Origin of the sequence: Streptomyces ovatisporus (assembly GCF_042653885.1) — a bacterium.
Lineage (GTDB): Bacteria > Actinomycetota > Actinomycetes > Streptomycetales > Streptomycetaceae > Streptomyces > Streptomyces ovatisporus.
In genome coordinates this window covers 380,089-395,038 of record NZ_JBHSFH010000015.1, presented here as the reverse complement: position 1 = coordinate 395,038, position 14,950 = coordinate 380,089, and the positions used below count along the sequence as shown (strand labels likewise).

General features: G+C 68.9%; 13 protein-coding genes and 1 riboswitch. Of the genes, 10 read left to right on the top strand and 3 right to left on the bottom strand.

Features of this window, described 5'->3' with window-relative positions:
- Window positions 1–153: 153 nt before the first annotated feature.
- Window positions 154–474 carry a hypothetical protein gene (locus ACFPA8_RS25780; protein ID WP_386452295.1) on the bottom strand — a complete coding sequence of 107 codons (321 nt, stop codon included), beginning with the start codon at window positions 472–474 and terminating at the stop codon, window positions 154–156.
- 137 nt (window positions 475–611) lie between these two features.
- On the opposite strand from ACFPA8_RS25780, the gene ACFPA8_RS25775 reads away from it, so the two are divergent.
- The gene (locus ACFPA8_RS25775) at window positions 612–1,589 is read left to right on the top strand and encodes a carbohydrate kinase family protein (RefSeq protein ID WP_386452293.1); all 978 of its coding nucleotides are present in this window, start codon (window positions 612–614) and stop codon (window positions 1,587–1,589) included.
- Between the two features lie 89 nt (window positions 1,590–1,678).
- Here ACFPA8_RS25775 and ACFPA8_RS25770 read toward each other — a convergent pair whose 3' ends face one another.
- Entirely contained in the window at window positions 1,679–3,169 is a 1,491-nt protein-coding gene (locus ACFPA8_RS25770) for a cysteine desulfurase/sulfurtransferase TusA family protein (protein WP_386452292.1), read from the bottom strand.
- 511 nt (window positions 3,170–3,680) lie between these two features.
- Here ACFPA8_RS25770 and ctaC point away from each other — a divergent pair.
- The 4 genes from ctaC to ACFPA8_RS25750 all read left to right on the top strand — a co-directional run bounded on the left by ctaC (window position 3,681) and on the right by ACFPA8_RS25750 (window position 8,165).
- Window positions 3,681–4,676: an aa3-type cytochrome oxidase subunit II gene (ctaC, locus tag ACFPA8_RS25765; protein WP_386452290.1), complete on the top strand. Its 996-nt coding sequence runs from the start codon at window positions 3,681–3,683 to the stop codon at window positions 4,674–4,676.
- Window positions 4,673–6,403 (top strand): aa3-type cytochrome oxidase subunit I, encoded by a 1,731-nt coding sequence (gene ctaD, locus ACFPA8_RS25760; RefSeq protein WP_386452288.1) that lies wholly within the window; start codon window positions 4,673–4,675, stop codon window positions 6,401–6,403. Before ctaC ends, ctaD begins: the two co-directional genes overlap by 4 nt.
- Window positions 6,400–6,798 carry a cytochrome c oxidase subunit 4 gene (locus tag ACFPA8_RS25755; RefSeq protein WP_386452286.1) on the top strand — a complete coding sequence of 133 codons (399 nt, stop codon included), beginning with the start codon at window positions 6,400–6,402 and terminating at the stop codon, window positions 6,796–6,798. Before ctaD ends, ACFPA8_RS25755 begins: the two co-directional genes overlap by 4 nt.
- 113 nt (window positions 6,799–6,911) lie before the next feature.
- Window positions 6,912–8,165, top strand: a complete 1,254-nt coding sequence (locus ACFPA8_RS25750) for a L,D-transpeptidase (protein WP_386452284.1) — start codon at window positions 6,912–6,914, stop codon at window positions 8,163–8,165.
- A gap of 73 nt (window positions 8,166–8,238) precedes the next feature.
- Here ACFPA8_RS25750 and ACFPA8_RS25745 read toward each other — a convergent pair whose 3' ends face one another.
- Window positions 8,239–8,655, bottom strand: coding sequence for a hypothetical protein (locus ACFPA8_RS25745; protein ID WP_386452282.1), 417 nt, complete (start codon window positions 8,653–8,655; stop codon window positions 8,239–8,241).
- A gap of 225 nt (window positions 8,656–8,880) precedes the next feature.
- Between ACFPA8_RS25745 and ctaE the strand changes: the two genes are divergently transcribed.
- From ctaE to trpD, 5 genes are all read left to right on the top strand, one after another.
- Window positions 8,881–9,501: an aa3-type cytochrome oxidase subunit III gene (gene ctaE / locus ACFPA8_RS25740; RefSeq protein WP_386452280.1), complete on the top strand. Its 621-nt coding sequence runs from the start codon at window positions 8,881–8,883 to the stop codon at window positions 9,499–9,501.
- Window positions 9,502–9,590: 89 nt separating this feature from the next.
- Window positions 9,591–10,403 carry a cytochrome bc1 complex diheme cytochrome c subunit gene (qcrC, locus tag ACFPA8_RS25735; protein WP_386452278.1) on the top strand — a complete coding sequence of 271 codons (813 nt, stop codon included), beginning with the start codon at window positions 9,591–9,593 and terminating at the stop codon, window positions 10,401–10,403.
- Window positions 10,400–11,467, top strand: coding sequence for a cytochrome bc1 complex Rieske iron-sulfur subunit (gene qcrA / locus ACFPA8_RS25730; RefSeq protein ID WP_386452277.1), 1,068 nt, complete (start codon window positions 10,400–10,402; stop codon window positions 11,465–11,467). The genes qcrC and qcrA overlap by 4 nt, the downstream gene beginning before the upstream one ends.
- On the top strand, window positions 11,464–13,098 hold the full coding sequence (gene qcrB / locus ACFPA8_RS25725) for a cytochrome bc1 complex cytochrome b subunit (protein WP_386452275.1): 1,635 nt from the start codon (window positions 11,464–11,466) through the stop codon (window positions 13,096–13,098). The genes qcrA and qcrB overlap by 4 nt, the downstream gene beginning before the upstream one ends.
- Before the next feature lie 320 nt (window positions 13,099–13,418).
- Window positions 13,419–14,513 (top strand): anthranilate phosphoribosyltransferase, encoded by a 1,095-nt coding sequence (gene trpD / locus ACFPA8_RS25720; protein WP_386452273.1) that lies wholly within the window; start codon window positions 13,419–13,421, stop codon window positions 14,511–14,513.
- A gap of 190 nt (window positions 14,514–14,703) precedes the next feature.
- Window positions 14,704–14,824: riboswitch (SAM riboswitch) on the top strand.
- Window positions 14,825–14,950: the final 126 nt, after the last annotated feature.

Sequence of the window (14,950 nt, the reverse complement as noted above, 5' to 3'; positions counted from 1 at the left end):
TCACTTCAGGTCCCGACCCTGCATGCAAGGGACATGTGTGTGACGGAGGCGGAGCCCAGCTGGTTCCCCGCGCGGTCCTCCGGCCTGCGGCTGACCTCGGCCCGCGGGACCGGCCGTCCGGCTGCCGGTCACTTCACGGGAGGCCGCGACCGTTCACCAGAGGCCGTACTCGGACATGCCGTCCAGCAGCCGTGCGGAGGAAGCAGGCACGCGCACCCCTTGCGGAGTCCCGTACGACCCCGCCGTCCCGTTCCGTCCCGCCGAGGACGCCTGCCCCACCCGGCGTGCGGGGTGCGAGGCGCCCCAAGAGGGCGTGGCGGAGGGGGAAATGGGACCCGTCCAGTGCGGCGCCATGCGGGCGCAGTCACTGCGCAGCTCGTCCATCGACTCGGGTTCCGCCGAGGTGCTCCGCAGCCTGTCGTGCGGACGGCTCAGGGGGAGGTCCTGCGTGAGGTTCTGCGTCAGGTTCTGCATCCTCCGACGCTACGCAGCAGGTGAGGGGCCCGGAAGGCCCTACTATCGGGTAGTTCCGTCCTGTTCGGATACGAGGGCCGAGCGGGTAGCGTGATGTTGCCATCCGACAGCGTCCTCCGACAGGAGCAGTTTTCGCCGTGCGTATCGCAGTCACCGGCTCCATCGCGAATGACCACCTGATGACGTTCCCCGGTCGGTTCTCCGACCAGCTGGTCGCCGACCAGCTGCACACCGTCTCCCTCTCGTTCCTCGTCGACACCCTCGACATCAGGCGGGGCGGCGTGGGCGCCAACATCGCCTTCGGCATGGGGCAGCTCGGGGCGAACCCGATCCTCGTCGGCGCCGCGGGGGAGGACTTCGAGGAGTACCGCGCCTGGCTCGAGCGGCACGGCGTGGACACCGAGTCCGTCCACATCTCCGAGCTGAAGCACACCGCCCGCTTCGTGTGCACCACCGACGAGGCGCACAACCAGATCGGCTCCTTCTACACCGGAGCCATGAGCGAGGCCCGCCAGATCGAACTCCAGACCGTGGCCGACCGTGTGGGCGGTCTCGACCTCGTGTGCATCAGCGCGGACGACCCCGAGGCGATGACCCGTCACACGGAGGAGTGCCGCAAGCGGGGCATCCCCTTCGCCGCGGACTTCTCGCAGCAGATCGCGCGCATGGAGGGCGAGGACATCCGCACCCTCATGGAGGGCGCCACGTACCTCTTCTCGAACGAGTACGAGAAGGAGCTCATCGAGGCCAAGACCGGCTGGAGCGACAAGGAGATACTGGCCAAGGTCGGTACCCGGGTCGTCACGCTGGGCGCCAAGGGCGTCCGCATCGAGCGTGAGGGCAAGGAGACCATCGAGGTCGGCGTGCCGAAGGAGGAGGCCAAGGCCGACCCCACCGGTGTCGGTGACGCCTTCCGCGCGGGCTTCCTCTCCGGCCTCGCCTGGGGAGTGAGCCTGGAGCGCGCAGCCCAGGTCGGCTGCATGCTGGCCACGCTCGTCATCGAGACGGTGGGCACCCAGGAGTACGAGCTGCGCCGGGCGCACTTCCTGGAGCGTTTCACCAAGCGCTACGGCGAGGACGCCGCCGCGGAGGTCACCGCGCACCTGCGCGACTGAGCGGACAGCGAGAGACGACGGCGAGGGGCGGCCCGGCAGCGGGCCGCCCCTTCCGCTTGCGACCTCCGGTCCCGCCTCCGCACCCGTGCTCAGCTCAGGCGGCGGACGCGGTACCGGGTGCCCTGCGCGCCCAGATACTCCTGCCCGCGCATCTCGCACCAGGCCGGAATGTCGACGCGAGCCGCCTCGTCGTCCGCGAGGACTGTGATCACACCCCCGACGGGCACGTCGTCGAAGTTCCTCGCCAGTTCGATGACGGGCATGGGGCACAGCGTCCCCAGCGCGTCGACGGTCAGCTCTCTCGCGCCCTCTGCGGGGACCGTCCGCTGCTCCTCGTAGCGGGCCGCGTGGTGGTTCGTCCCCTCGTCCTGAACCGCGGCGTCCTGAACGGCGGCGTCCTGAACGGCGGCGTCGTACCCCGCGGCCCGCTCCCGTGGCACGGCGGGCGCGTTCAACTGCTCACGCACTTCGCGTACAGCCTCCGGCAGCACCTGGAGGAACCGCTCGACGTCCGCCTCGACCGACTCTTCGGGCGTCGGGGGCAGCGACAGCCGGATGTTGCCCTCCGACAGCACTCCCATGGCCAGCAGGACGTGACTGGGCGTCAGCGTGCTGGACGTGCACGAGGAGCCCGAGGAGACCGAGAAGCCGGCACGGTCGAGCGCGTGCAGCAGCGCCTCGCCGTCCACGTAGAGGCAGGAGAACGTCACGACATGCGGCAGCCGGTGCACCGGGTCACCGACGACCTCCACGTCCGGTACCGCCCGCGGGACCTCGGCGCGGACACGCTCGATCAGCGGGCGGAGCCGGGCCGCCACGGCATCCGCGTCCGCGCGTACGGCACGCAGGGAGGCCGCCGCCGCCACGATCGCGGGGATGTTCTCGAAGCCCGGGCTGCGACCCTGTTCGCGTTCGTCCGCCGGTGGCGGTGCGGCGAAGCGCACCCCCTTGCGTACCGCGAGGAGCCCCACCCCCGGCGGACCGCCCCACTTGTGCGCGCTGCCCGCCAGGAGCGACCAGCCTCCCCCGGGGCGGTCCCAGGCCAGCGACTGCGCGGCGTCCACGAGCAGCGGTACGCCGGCCTCCGCGCACAGCCCGGCGATCTCGGCGACGGGCTGCACGGTGCCGGTCTCGTGGTTGGCGGACTGGAGACAGGCCAGCGCCGTCTCCTCGGTCAGCGCCTCCTCGTACGCGGCTGCGGAGACGCGTCCCCTGCGGTCCACGGGGACCTCGGTGACGGAGCCGCCCTCCTCCCGGTGGGCTGAGGCCGCGTGCAGGACCGCCGAGTGCTCCACGGCGGAGACGGCCAGCCGCCGTCCCACGCGGCGCCGCCCCGCGAGGGCGCCCGCGATTCCCCTGTGCAGAGCGCCGGTACCCGAGGGGGTGAAAACCAGCTCGTCGGGACGGCATCCCACGGCCTCCGCGGCGGTCTCACGCGCGGCGTCCAGCAGCAACCGCGCCCGCCGCCCCTCCCGGTGCAGTCGCGAGGGGTCCGCCCACCCCTCGTCCAGGGACGCGGCCAGGGCCTGGCGGGCGACGGGGTGCAGAGGAACGGACGATGCGGCATCGAAGTAGGGCACAGAGGAACGCTAACTCTGTTCCCGTGAGACCGGCGCGGCTGCTGCGGGCTCCTGCGGTCCGTGTGTCCTGTGTGTCTGCGGTGCCTCCCGCGGCTCCTTGCGGTGCATGTGCCTCCGGGAGCCGGCCGCCGCGGGAGGCTCCTCGCCGCGTCACTACCGCGGTACTGCGGGACGCTCCGTCCCGACGCCGCGTCAGGGGCAGGCGCGGTGAGCGGCACGCGCCGGAGCGGGGACGCGCTCCGCACGCAGCACCACGGCCGTCCACCTCCACGCGCCCAACCGCGCCCCGTGCGGCCCGTCTTCGCCCTGCCGCCTCCCGCCGCGGCGCCGCCTTCCGGTGCTGGCAGGGGCCTCGCGGCGCGTTGGGGACCCTCCCCGCAGGAGCCCGGGAACGGTCCAGTAAGGTTTGCCCCGCATAAACATCCAAACCCCTGCCCGCGCCAGGGCCCGCGCCCGACCTGCAACACGGCCGAGCCCGGATGGGCGGGCGAGACTCTCGGGAAGGCGCTACGTGAGTCCCAACGGCTCCGACCTCCCCCACCGCCCGAAGGGCGGGGGCGGTACCCCCATGTCGCGGCGCCCGATGCGGCGGAAGCCGCAGCAGGCGCTCGCCGCGGGCCTGGTCCTGGCGACCGCTACCGGTTGCACATCCAAGGACTTCCCCCGCCTCGGCATGCCCACCCCGGTCACGGACGAGGCCCCGCGGATCCTCTCCCTCTGGCAGGGGTCGTGGGCAGCGGCGCTCGCCGTGGGCGTACTGGTCTGGGGCCTGATCCTGTGGAGCGTCGTCTTCCACCGGCGCTCCAGGACCAAGGTGGAGGTCCCCCCGCAGACCCGGTACAACATGCCCATCGAGGCTCTGTACACGGTCGTGCCCATCATCATCGTGGCGGTGCTCTTCTACTTCACCGCGCGGGACGAGACCAAGCTCCTGGCGACGACGGAGAAGCCGGCGCACGTGGTCAACGTCGTCGGCTATCAGTGGAGCTGGGGCTTCAACTACATCGAGGACGTGGACGGCGACGCCTCCACCTCCAACACAGGGGACAAGGAACTCTCCGCCATCCCCGACAGGATGACGAAGAGCTTCCCCGAGGGCGCCGACGGCGTCTACGCGGTGGGCACCCCCGGCGAGAAGAACCCGCAGAACGGCAACCCGGGCCCGACGCTCTGGCTGCCGAAGGGTGAGAAGGTCCAGTTCATCCTGACCTCCCGCGACGTCATCCACTCCTTCTGGGTCGTGCCGTTCCTGATGAAGCAGGACGTCATCCCCGGCCACGTGAACCGCTTCGAGGTGACCCCCAGCAAGGAGGGCACCTACATGGGCAAGTGCGCCGAGCTGTGCGGCGTCGACCACTCGCGGATGCTCTTCAACGTCAAGGTCGTCTCCCCGGAGCGCTACCAGAAGCACCTGGAGGACCTGGCCGAGAAGGGCCAGACCGGCTACATCCCGTCGGGCACCCCCACCACTGGCGGCGCCAAGAATGCGGAGACGAATAACCCGTGAGCATCCTCAACGACACCCAGGGTGCCGCCACGACGGCTGAGGCAGCACCACCCGTACGACAGAAGACGCCCGGAGCCGCGGTGGTCGACTGGCTGACCACCACGGACCACAAGAAGATCGGGACGCTGTACTTCGTCACGTCCTTCGTCTTCTTCTGCATCGGCGGCGTCATGGCGCTGCTCATGCGCGCCGAACTCGCCCGTCCCGGCCTCCAGGTGATGTCGAACGAGCAGTTCAACCAGGCGTTCACCATGCACGGCACGATCATGCTGCTGATGTTCGCCACCCCGCTCTTCGCGGGCTTCGCGAACTGGATCATGCCGCTGCAGATCGGTTCACCCGATGTGGCGTTCCCGCGGCTGAACATGCTGGCGTACTGGCTGTACCTCTTCGGTTCGCTCATCGCGGTCGGCGGTTTCCTCACCCCGCAGGGCGCCGCGGACTTCGGCTGGTTCGCCTACTCGCCGCTCTCGGACGCGATCCGCTCGCCCGGCATCGGCGCCGACCTGTGGATCATGGGTCTCGCGCTCTCCGGTTTCGGGACGATCCTCGGCTCGGTCAACTTCATCACCACGATCATCTGCATGCGCGCACCCGGCATGACGATGTTCCGCATGCCGATCTTCACCTGGAACGTGCTGCTCACCGGTGTGCTGGTGCTGCTGGCCTTCCCGGTCCTCGCCGCCGCGCTCTTCGCGCTGGAGGCCGACCGCAAGTTCGGTGCCCATGTCTTCGACGCGGCGAACGGCGGCGCGTTGCTCTGGCAGCACCTCTTCTGGTTCTTCGGCCATCCAGAGGTGTACATCATCGCGTTGCCGTTCTTCGGCATCGTCTCGGAGATCGTCCCCGTCTTCAGCCGCAAGCCGATGTTCGGCTACATCAGCCTCATCGCGGCGACCATCGCCATCGCCGGCCTCTCGGTGACGGTCTGGGCGCACCACATGTACGTCACGGGTGGGGTGCTGCTGCCCTTCTTCGCCTTCATGACGTTCTTGATCGCGGTACCGACGGGCGTGAAGTTCTTCAACTGGATCGGCACCATGTGGAAGGGCTCTCTGTCCTTCGAGACGCCGATGCTGTGGACCATCGGGTTCCTGGTCACGTTCCTCTTCGGCGGCCTGACAGGCGTCATCCTGGCCTCGCCCCCGATGGACTTCCACGTCTCCGACACCTACTTCGTGGTGGCCCACTTCCACTACGTCGTGTTCGGCACGGTGGTCTTCGCGATGTTCGCCGGCTTCCACTTCTGGTGGCCGAAGTTCACCGGAAAGATTCTCGACGAGCGGCTCGGCAAGATCACTTTCTGGACGCTCTTCATCGGCTTCCACGGCACTTTCCTCGTGCAGCACTGGCTGGGTGTCGAGGGCATGCCGCGCCGCTATTCGGACTACCTGGCCGTGGACGGTTTCACCGCTCTGAACACCCTGTCGACGATCAGCTCCTTCCTGCTGGGCCTGTCGATCCTGCCGTTCCTCTACAACGTCTGGAAGACGGCCAAGCACGGCAAGAAGGTCGAGGTCGACGACCCGTGGGGCTACGGCCGGTCGCTCGAATGGGCGACGAGCTGCCCGCCCCCGCGGCACAACTTCCTCTCGCTGCCGCGTATCCGTTCCGAGTCGCCTGCCTTCGACCTGCACCACCCCGAGGTAGCGGCCCTCGACCAGCTCGGGGAGTACGAAGCGGCGGGCGAGCGGACGCTCGTCGGCGGTAAGGAGGACGGAAAGTGAAGATCCAGGGGAAGATTTTCCTCGGCCTGGGCGTCTTCCTGCTGGCCACGGCGATCGTCTACGGCGCCTGGTCGAAGGAGCCCGTCGGTACGACGGGGCTGTTCCTCGCCTTCGGTCTCGCCGTGATGATCGGCTACTACCTGGCGTTCACAGCGCGCCGGGTGGACGCCGGCGCGCAGGACAACAAGGAGGCCGACGTCGCGGACGACGCCGGTGAGCTGGGCTTCTTCAGCCCGCACAGCTGGCAGCCGCTCACCCTCGGACTCGGCGCCGCCTTCGCGTTCCTCGGCGTGGCCTTCGGGTGGTGGCTGGTGTACGTCTCGGCGCCGGTGCTGCTCGTCGGCCTGTTCGGATGGGTCTTCGAGTACTACCACGGCGAGAACCGCACTCAGTAAGGTTCGCGGCAGAGGCAGTCCGCAGACGGGTCGGCCCCCGGTGTTGTCCGGGGGCCGACCCGTTTGCCTGCGCCCAACAGGCCCAAGACCGCGTCAGTTCCTACCTTGGGCCTATGAATCACTCATCGAAGACAAAGCGCCGGATTTCGGCCGGATGTGCCCTGACACTCGCTCCGCTCGCGGTCGGCCTCACCTCGTGCGCCGGAAGCGACGGCAACCCGCTGGCGGGAGCCCCGTACGACGCCAGCAATCAGATATCGGTGAGCGCGGGCGAGGAGGGCAGCACGATCGACCCCTCACGCCCCCTGAAGGTGACCTCCAACGAGGGGCGAATAGCCGACGTCACCGCCGTCGACACCGCCGGCCGCTTCCTCAGCGGCAAGCTCTCCGAGGACGGCACCCGCTGGCAGAGCACCACACCTCTGGCCGCGGGCGTGCGTTACACCGTCCGCATCAGCACCGAGAACGGAGAGGGCGAGCAGGGCCGCCGGACTCTGAACTTCCAGACCAAGCCCGCCCACGCGAAGCGCCTCGGGGTCACCTTCGGCCCGGACAGCGGCACGTACGGCGTGGCCCAGCCCGTGACCGCGGAACTGAGCCACAAGGTCAAGAGCCCCGCACAGCGCCGGATCGTCGAACGTGCGCTGACGGTGAAGTCCAGCCCCCATGTGGAGGGCTCCTGGCACTGGGTGGACAGCAAGGAACTGCACTACCGCCCCAAGGAGTACTGGCCCGCGCACTCCACCATCAGCGTCAGCAGCCGCCTGAACGGCCTCAAGGTCCGCAAGGGGCTCTACGGCGACAAGGCCGAGTCGCTGCGGCTGAAGACGGGCAACCGCGTGGAGGCCCTCGCCGATGCCTCCGGCCTGAGCATGAAGGTCAAGAAGAACGGCAAGGTCGTCAAGGAGATCCCGATCACCACCGGCAAGTCGGGCTTCGAGACCCGCAACGGCACCAAGGTGGTCCTCGGCCGTGAGTCGTTCGTGCGGATGCGCAGCAGCAGCGTCGGCATCGGCGGCGGGGAGTCCTACGACCTCGGCGTCCACTGGGCCACCCGGCTGACCTGGAGCGGCGAGTACGTGCACGCGGCCCCCTGGTCGTCCGGATCGCACGGCGTCTCCAACAGCAGCCACGGCTGCACGGGCATGAGCACGGGCAACGCCCAGTGGTTCTTCGACCTCGTACGTCCGGGAGTGCCCGTCACCCACGTCAACTCCGAAGGCGAGCGGATGGCTCCCTTCGGCAACGGCTTCGGGGACTGGAACCTGTCCTGGAAGAAGTGGAAGGAGGGAAGCTCACTACGCCCCGGCGCCCAGGACAGCGGCGGCAGCTCCGCCGACGTCAGCAGGCTCCGCCCGCAGGTCTGAGGGCGGCCACGCTGACAGCAGCCGGCCCCGGGGCGCGCGCCCCGGGGCCGGTCACGGCTGTGTGCTCACCGGTTCACAGCGGCTGGACCTCGGCCTGCGCCCCGTTGTTCTCGCGCAGCAGGTCCGCCAGCGCGCCCGCGAGGGCGATCGGGTCGATCGGGTGGGAGACGGCCCGCTCCGCACGGCTCCAGGAGGCGAGCCAGGCGTCCTGGGGGCGTCCGATCAGGAGCAGGACGGGCGGGCAGTCGAAGATCTCGTCCTTGATCTGCCGGCACACGCCCATGCCTCCGGCGGGCGCGGTCTCGCCGTCCAGGATGCACACGTCGACGTGCTGCTTCTCCAGCGTGCTCAGGAGGGCGGGAAGCGTCGCGCACTCCACGTACTCGACGGCGGGTACGTCGGAGGCAGGCCGGCGGCCGGCGGCGAGCCGGACCTGCTCGCGGGTGTTGGCGTCGTCGCTGTAGACCAGCACCGTGGCGGTCGGCTGCATTGTTCCTCCGCTTGAGGGTCTCGCGTTTTCACGTAAGGGTCCGGCGGGAACCGTCCCCGGTTCGGGCTTTCGCGGCCGGTGGAGCCGCTGCGCGGATGTTACTCCCTCGCATCGCGGCTCAACACCGGCGCATACGCCTGCCGAAGGGCTTTCCGGAGCGGCGGGAACCGCCCGGACACACCGAACGGGACCCCGGCAGTAAGGGCCGGATGAGCGACCGACATAATGTCGATCGTGGCGACAGCAACTGCAGCAGAAACAGGGCACGCGCACCCGTCGGTCAACCGGCCGAACCTCACCAGCGTCGGAACCATCATCTGGCTGAGTTCCGAGCTGATGTTCTTCGCGGCCCTCTTCGCGATGTACTTCACCCTGCGGTCCGTGACGGGTGCGGACTACTGGAAGGAACATGCCGAGGCCCTGAACATCCCGTTCTCGGCGACGAACACCACGATCCTGGTGCTCTCCTCGCTCACCTGTCAGCTCGGCGTGTTCGCGGCCGAGCGCGGTGACGTGAAGAAGCTCCGGGGCTGGTTCATCGTCACGTTCGTGATGGGCGCCGTCTTCATCGGCGGCCAGGTCTTCGAGTACACGGAGCTGGTCGAGAAGGACGGCATCTCGCTCTCCTCGGATCCCTACGGGTCGGTGTTCTACCTGACCACCGGCTTCCACGGGATGCACGTCACGGGTGGGCTCATCGCGTTCCTGCTCCTGCTCGGCAGGACGTACGCGGCCAAGCGCTTCACTCATCAGCAGGCCACTGCGGCCATCGTCGTGTCCTACTACTGGCACTTCGTCGATGTCGTCTGGATCGGCCTCTTCGCCACGATCTACCTGATCAAGTAACCGGTCGGGCGACGGTCCGGGCCCGTCCCGGACAGTGACAGACACCAACAGAAGCATCGACGCAGAAGATCCTGACACCGGGGTAATCCGTGAAAAAGCTCTCCGCACGACGGCGCCATCCGCTGGCGGCGCTCGTCGTCCTACTCTTCGCGCTGGCGGCCACCGGGGGGCTGTACGCCGCGTTCGCCCCCGCAGGCGAAGCGAAGGCCGAACAGGCCTCGAGCCAGTCCCTCGCCATCGAAGAGGGCAAGAAGCTCTACGCCACCGGCTGCTCCAGTTGCCACGGGACGGGCGGCCAGGGCACCAGCGACGGCCCGAGCCTGGTGGGTGTCGGTTCCGCTGCTGTGGACTTCCAGGTCGGCACCGGCCGTATGCCCGCGCAGCAGCCGGGCGCGCAGGTGCCCGAGAAGAAGAAGATCTACAGCCAGGACGAGATCAACCAGCTCGCCGCGTACGTCGCCTCGTTGGGCTCCGGTCCTGTCACGCCCACCAAGGGCCAGTACGACCCGAGCGGCGCGGACGTCGCGAACGGCGGTCAGCTCTTCCGTACGAACTGTGCCCAGTGCCACAACTTCACGGGTGAAGGCGGCGCTCTCACGCACGGCAAGTACGCCCCGGGTCTCGAGGACGTCGCGCCCAAGCACATCTACGAGGCCATGCAGACCGGCCCGCAGAACATGCCGTCCTTCCCCGACAAGGTGCTGCCCGAGCAGGACAAGAGGGACATCGCGGCCTACCTGAAGACGGTGAACAGCAAGGACTCCGAGCAGCCCGGCGGTTACAAGCTGGGCGGTCTCGGACCGGTCGCCGAGGGCCTGTTCGCCTGGATCTTCGGGCTCGGCGCGCTCATCGTCGTCGCCGTCTGGGTCGCGGCTCGGACCGCAAAGGCCAGGAAGTCATGAGCGAGACTGGATCACACGAGAACGTGTCTGACGAGAATCTGCCCAGCGCCCAGGAGAACGGCAACGGTGCGGTGGCCACGGCGGACAACCCGTTCGCCGACCCCGGTATGCCGCCGCACGAGCCCCGCATCCAGGACGTGGACGAGGAGGCGGCGAAGCGCTCCGAGCGCGTCGTGGCCATGCTCTTCACGGTGTCCATGCTGGCCACGCTGGGCTTCATCGCCAGCTTTGTGACCGTGCCGGTCGACAAGTACGTGCACATCTGGCCGATCGGCAACATCGGTGCGCTGAACTTCGCACTCGGCACGACGCTGGGCGTCGCGCTCTTCTGCATCGGCGCGGGCGCGGTCCACTGGGCGCGCACCCTGATGTCGGACCACGAACTGGTCGACGAGCGGCACCCGGTCGCGGCCGAGCCGGAGACCCGCGCGAAGGTCATGGACGACTTCCGGCAGGGTGCCAAGGAGTCCGCGCTCGGACGGCGTCCGCTCATCCGCAGGACGATGTTCGGCGCGCTGGCGCTCGTTCCGCTCTCCGGTGTCGTACTGCTGCGCGACCTCGGTCCGCTGCCCGAGGACAAGCTCGAGCACACCCTGTGGTCCAAGGGCAAGCTGCTGGTCAACGAGAACACGCACGAGCCGCTCCGTCCCGAGGACATCACCGTCGGTTCGCTGACGTTCGCCATGCCGGAGGGCCTGGACGAGCACGACGAGGAGTTCCAGAAGGAGATCGCCAAGGCGGCCCTGATGCTCGTCCGCCTCGAGCCCGAGGACATCAAGGACAAGCGGGAGCTGGACTGGTCCCACGAGGGCATCGTCGCGTACTCCAAGATCTGTACGCACGTCGGCTGTCCTGTCAGCCTGTATGAGCAGCAGACGCACCATGTGCTCTGCCCGTGCCACCAGTCGACCTTCGACCTGTCGGACGGTGCGCGAGTGATCTTCGGCCCGGCCGGCCACGCGCTGCCGCAGCTGAAGATCAGCGTCAACAACGAAGGATTCCTCGAAGCTCAGGGCGACTTCGAAGAACCCGTGGGCCCGGCCTACTGGGAGCGTCGAGCATGAGTACTACAAGCGAGAGCACCGCCGCGAAGAAGCAGGCACCCGCAGGTGAAAGGGTCGCCGACTGGGCGGACGGCCGGCTGGGCATCTACAGCCTCGCCAAGGCCAACATGCGCAAGATCTTCCCGGACCACTGGTCCTTCATGCTGGGTGAGGTCGCGCTCTACAGCTTCATCATCATCATCCTGACCGGCGTGTACCTGACGCTGTTCTTCCACCCGTCGATGAACGAGGTGGAGTACCACGGCAGTTACGTGCCGATGCAGGGCCAGCTCGTGTCGGAGGCGTTCGCCTCCACGCTGGACATCAGCTTCGACGTGCGCGGCGGTCTGCTCGTCCGGCAGATCCACCACTGGGCCGCGCTGATCTTCCTCGGTGCGATGTTCGTGCACATGATGCGCGTCTTCTTCACCGGCGCCTTCCGCAAGCCGCGCGAGATCAACTGGCTGTTCGGCTTCCTGCTGTTCGTGCTGGGCATGTTCACCGGCTTCACCGGATACTCCCTGCCGGACGACCTGCTCTCGGGCACGGGCGTGCGGTTCATGGAGGGCGCGGTCCTGTCCGTGCCGATCGTCGGCACGTACCTGTCGATGTTCCTCTTCGGAGGCGAGTTCCCCGGACACGACTTCGTGGCGCGGTTCTTCTCCGTCCACGTGCTGCTGCTGCCGGGCATCATGCTGGGCCTGCTGGTGGCCCACCTGATCCTGGTCTTCTACCACAAGCACACGCAGTTCGCGGGTCCCGGCCGTACGAACAAGAACGTCGTCGGAATGCCGCTGCTGCCGGTGTACATGGCCAAGGCGGGAGGCTTCTTCTTCCTCGTCTTCGGTGTCATCTCCGTCATCGCGGCGACGTTCACCGTCAACCCCATCTGGGTGCTGGGCCCGTACCGTCCGGACCAGGTGTCCACGAACGCGCAGCCCGACTGGTACATGGGCTTCTCCGAGGGCCTGATCCGCATCATGCCGGGCTGGGAGATCCACCTGTGGGACCACACCCTCGTACTGGGTGTCTTCATTCCGCTGATGGTCTTCCCGCTGGTGCTCGCCGCGATCGCCGTCTACCCGTTCATCGAGTCGTGGGTGACGGGCGACAAGCGGGAGCACCACATCGCGGACCGGCCGCGGAACGCCCCGACCCGTACGGCCTTCGGCTGCGCCTGGATCGCCTGGTACACGGTCATGCTGATCGGCGGCGGGAACGACCTGGTGGCGACGCACTTCGACCTGTCGATCAACTCGATCACCTGGTTCGTGCGCATCGCCTTCTTCGTGGTGCCGGTCGTGGTCTTCTTCGTCACCCGGCGGATCTGCCTGGGACTTCAGCGCAGGGACAAGGAGAAGGTGCTGCACGGACGCGAGTCCGGCATCATCAAGCGGCTCCCGCACGGCGAGTTCGTCGAGGTGCACGAGCAGCTCTCGCAGGAGCAGCTGCACACGCTCACCGCGCACGAGCAGCACAAGCCGTACGAGATCGGTCCGGAGACCGACGAGAACGGCGTCCAGCGCAAGGTCGGCCGCGCCCAGAAGCTGCGCGCGCGGTTCTCGAAGGGCTACTACGGCGAGCAGGCTCAGATTCCGAAGCCGACCGCCGAGGAGTACCGGGAGATCACCAGCGGCCACGGCCACCACTGAGGGGCCGCTGCTCCGAGGGGCAGCGTCGTCGCACACGAGGGGCCGGGCTTCCCGAGGGGAGCCCGGCCCCTCGGGCGTGCGCGGGTGTCCGGCGTGCGGGGTGCGAGTCACGGCCCGTATCCGGGTGATGTCCTGGCCGGGGCGTCAGGCGGCTAGGGTGGGGGCTCGGCCGGAATCTCCGCATACCGGAGTCGCCCGGCCGGGTCTCCAGCCCGTGCCTTCGTGGTGCGCGCCGCCGGCCGCGTTCGCTGCCTGCGGAAGCCGCGGGCGCCGGGGGTGGACGTCCGTTCTCTGCCGATTCCAGGACCTCAGGAGGGATCATGAGTGCCGTTCCGTCTTCCGGCTCTCCCGCCCCCAGCGCCTCCGGCCTGGGAGGTGCCCCCGGGGGTTCCCACAACTGGCCGGACGTACTGACTTCGCTGCTCGCCGGCGAGGACCTGGACGCCGAGGCCACCGCATGGGCGATGGACCGCATCATGCGCGGCGAGGCGAGCGACGCGCAGATCGCGGGCTTCGCGGTGGCGTTGCGGGCGAAGGGCGAGACGGTCGATGAGATCACCGGTCTCGTACGGGCGATGTACGCGCACGCCAACGTGATCGAGGTCCCCGGGCCCACGGTCGACATCGTCGGTACGGGCGGCGACCGCGCGAAGACGGTCAACATCTCCACCATGTCCGCCATCGTCGTGGCCGGCTGCGGCGCGAAGGTCGTCAAGCACGGCAACCGCGCGGCCTCCAGCGCCAGCGGTGCCACGGACGTGCTGGAGAAACTGGGCGTCAACCTGGAGCTGAGCCCCCAGCGGGTCGCGGAGGTGGCCTCGGAGGCGGGCATCACCTTCTGCTTCGCCGTGAAGTTCCACCCCTCACTGCGTCATGTGGCAAACGCCCGGGGCGAGTTGGGCATTCCGACCTCGTTCAACTTCCTCGGCCCGCTGACGAACCCCGCACGCGTACAGGCTCAGGCGACCGGCGTGGCGAACGCCCGGATGGCACCGATCATGGCGGGCGTGCTCGCCGAACGCGGCTCCTCCGCCCTCGTCTTCCGCGGGGACGACGGGCTGGACGAACTGACGACCACGGCCACCTCCACGGTGTGGGTCGTACGGGACGGCGCGGTGCGGCAGGAGTCGTTCGACCCCCGCGACGTGGGGCTCGACATCGTGCCCGTCGAAGCGCTGCGCGGGGCGGACGCGGCGTACAACGCCGATGTGGCGAGGCGGGTGCTCGACGGTGAGCAGGGCGCCGTACGCGACGCCGTGCTGTTGAACTCGGCGGCGGCACTCGTCGCCCTCGAACCGGGGGAGGCCCCGCTGGCCGAGCAGATCGCCGCGGCGATGGTGCGGGCGGCCGAGTCGGTGGACAGCGGCGCGGCCCGCGCGGCGCTGGAGCGCTGGGTGGCAGCGAGCCACATGTGACGGACCGGGTGCCGTCGTCCTGCCCGCACGTCGCAGGGCGGGCGGGACGACGCCCCGGGGCGCCCGGCAGCCGGACGTGGCGCCGACCCGCCGTTCCTCCGGGAGCCGGGGCGACGACCGTCGGGCGGTCCCGTCCGCGATGCGGACTGCCGGACGGCGACGCCGAAGCTGTGTGCCATACTCCCGGCCAGGTCACGAGTGACAGCGATCAAGGCCCCGGCCCGCTGTCCGGCAACCCTCCTTTCCGTGGTGGGGTGCCCCGGGTGATGACCGGGCCGTACGACAGCAAGGTCGTGCGGCAAGCACGGATCCCGCTGTCCCGCCCGTGGCGGGCCCCGGCCAGGGATCCCTGGTCCTGAGGGAGTTCTCCGTGAGTCAGCACGTCGCGTCCGCCGTTCCCGCCCCCGCGTTCCGTCCCTCCGCCGTCCCGGCGGCTC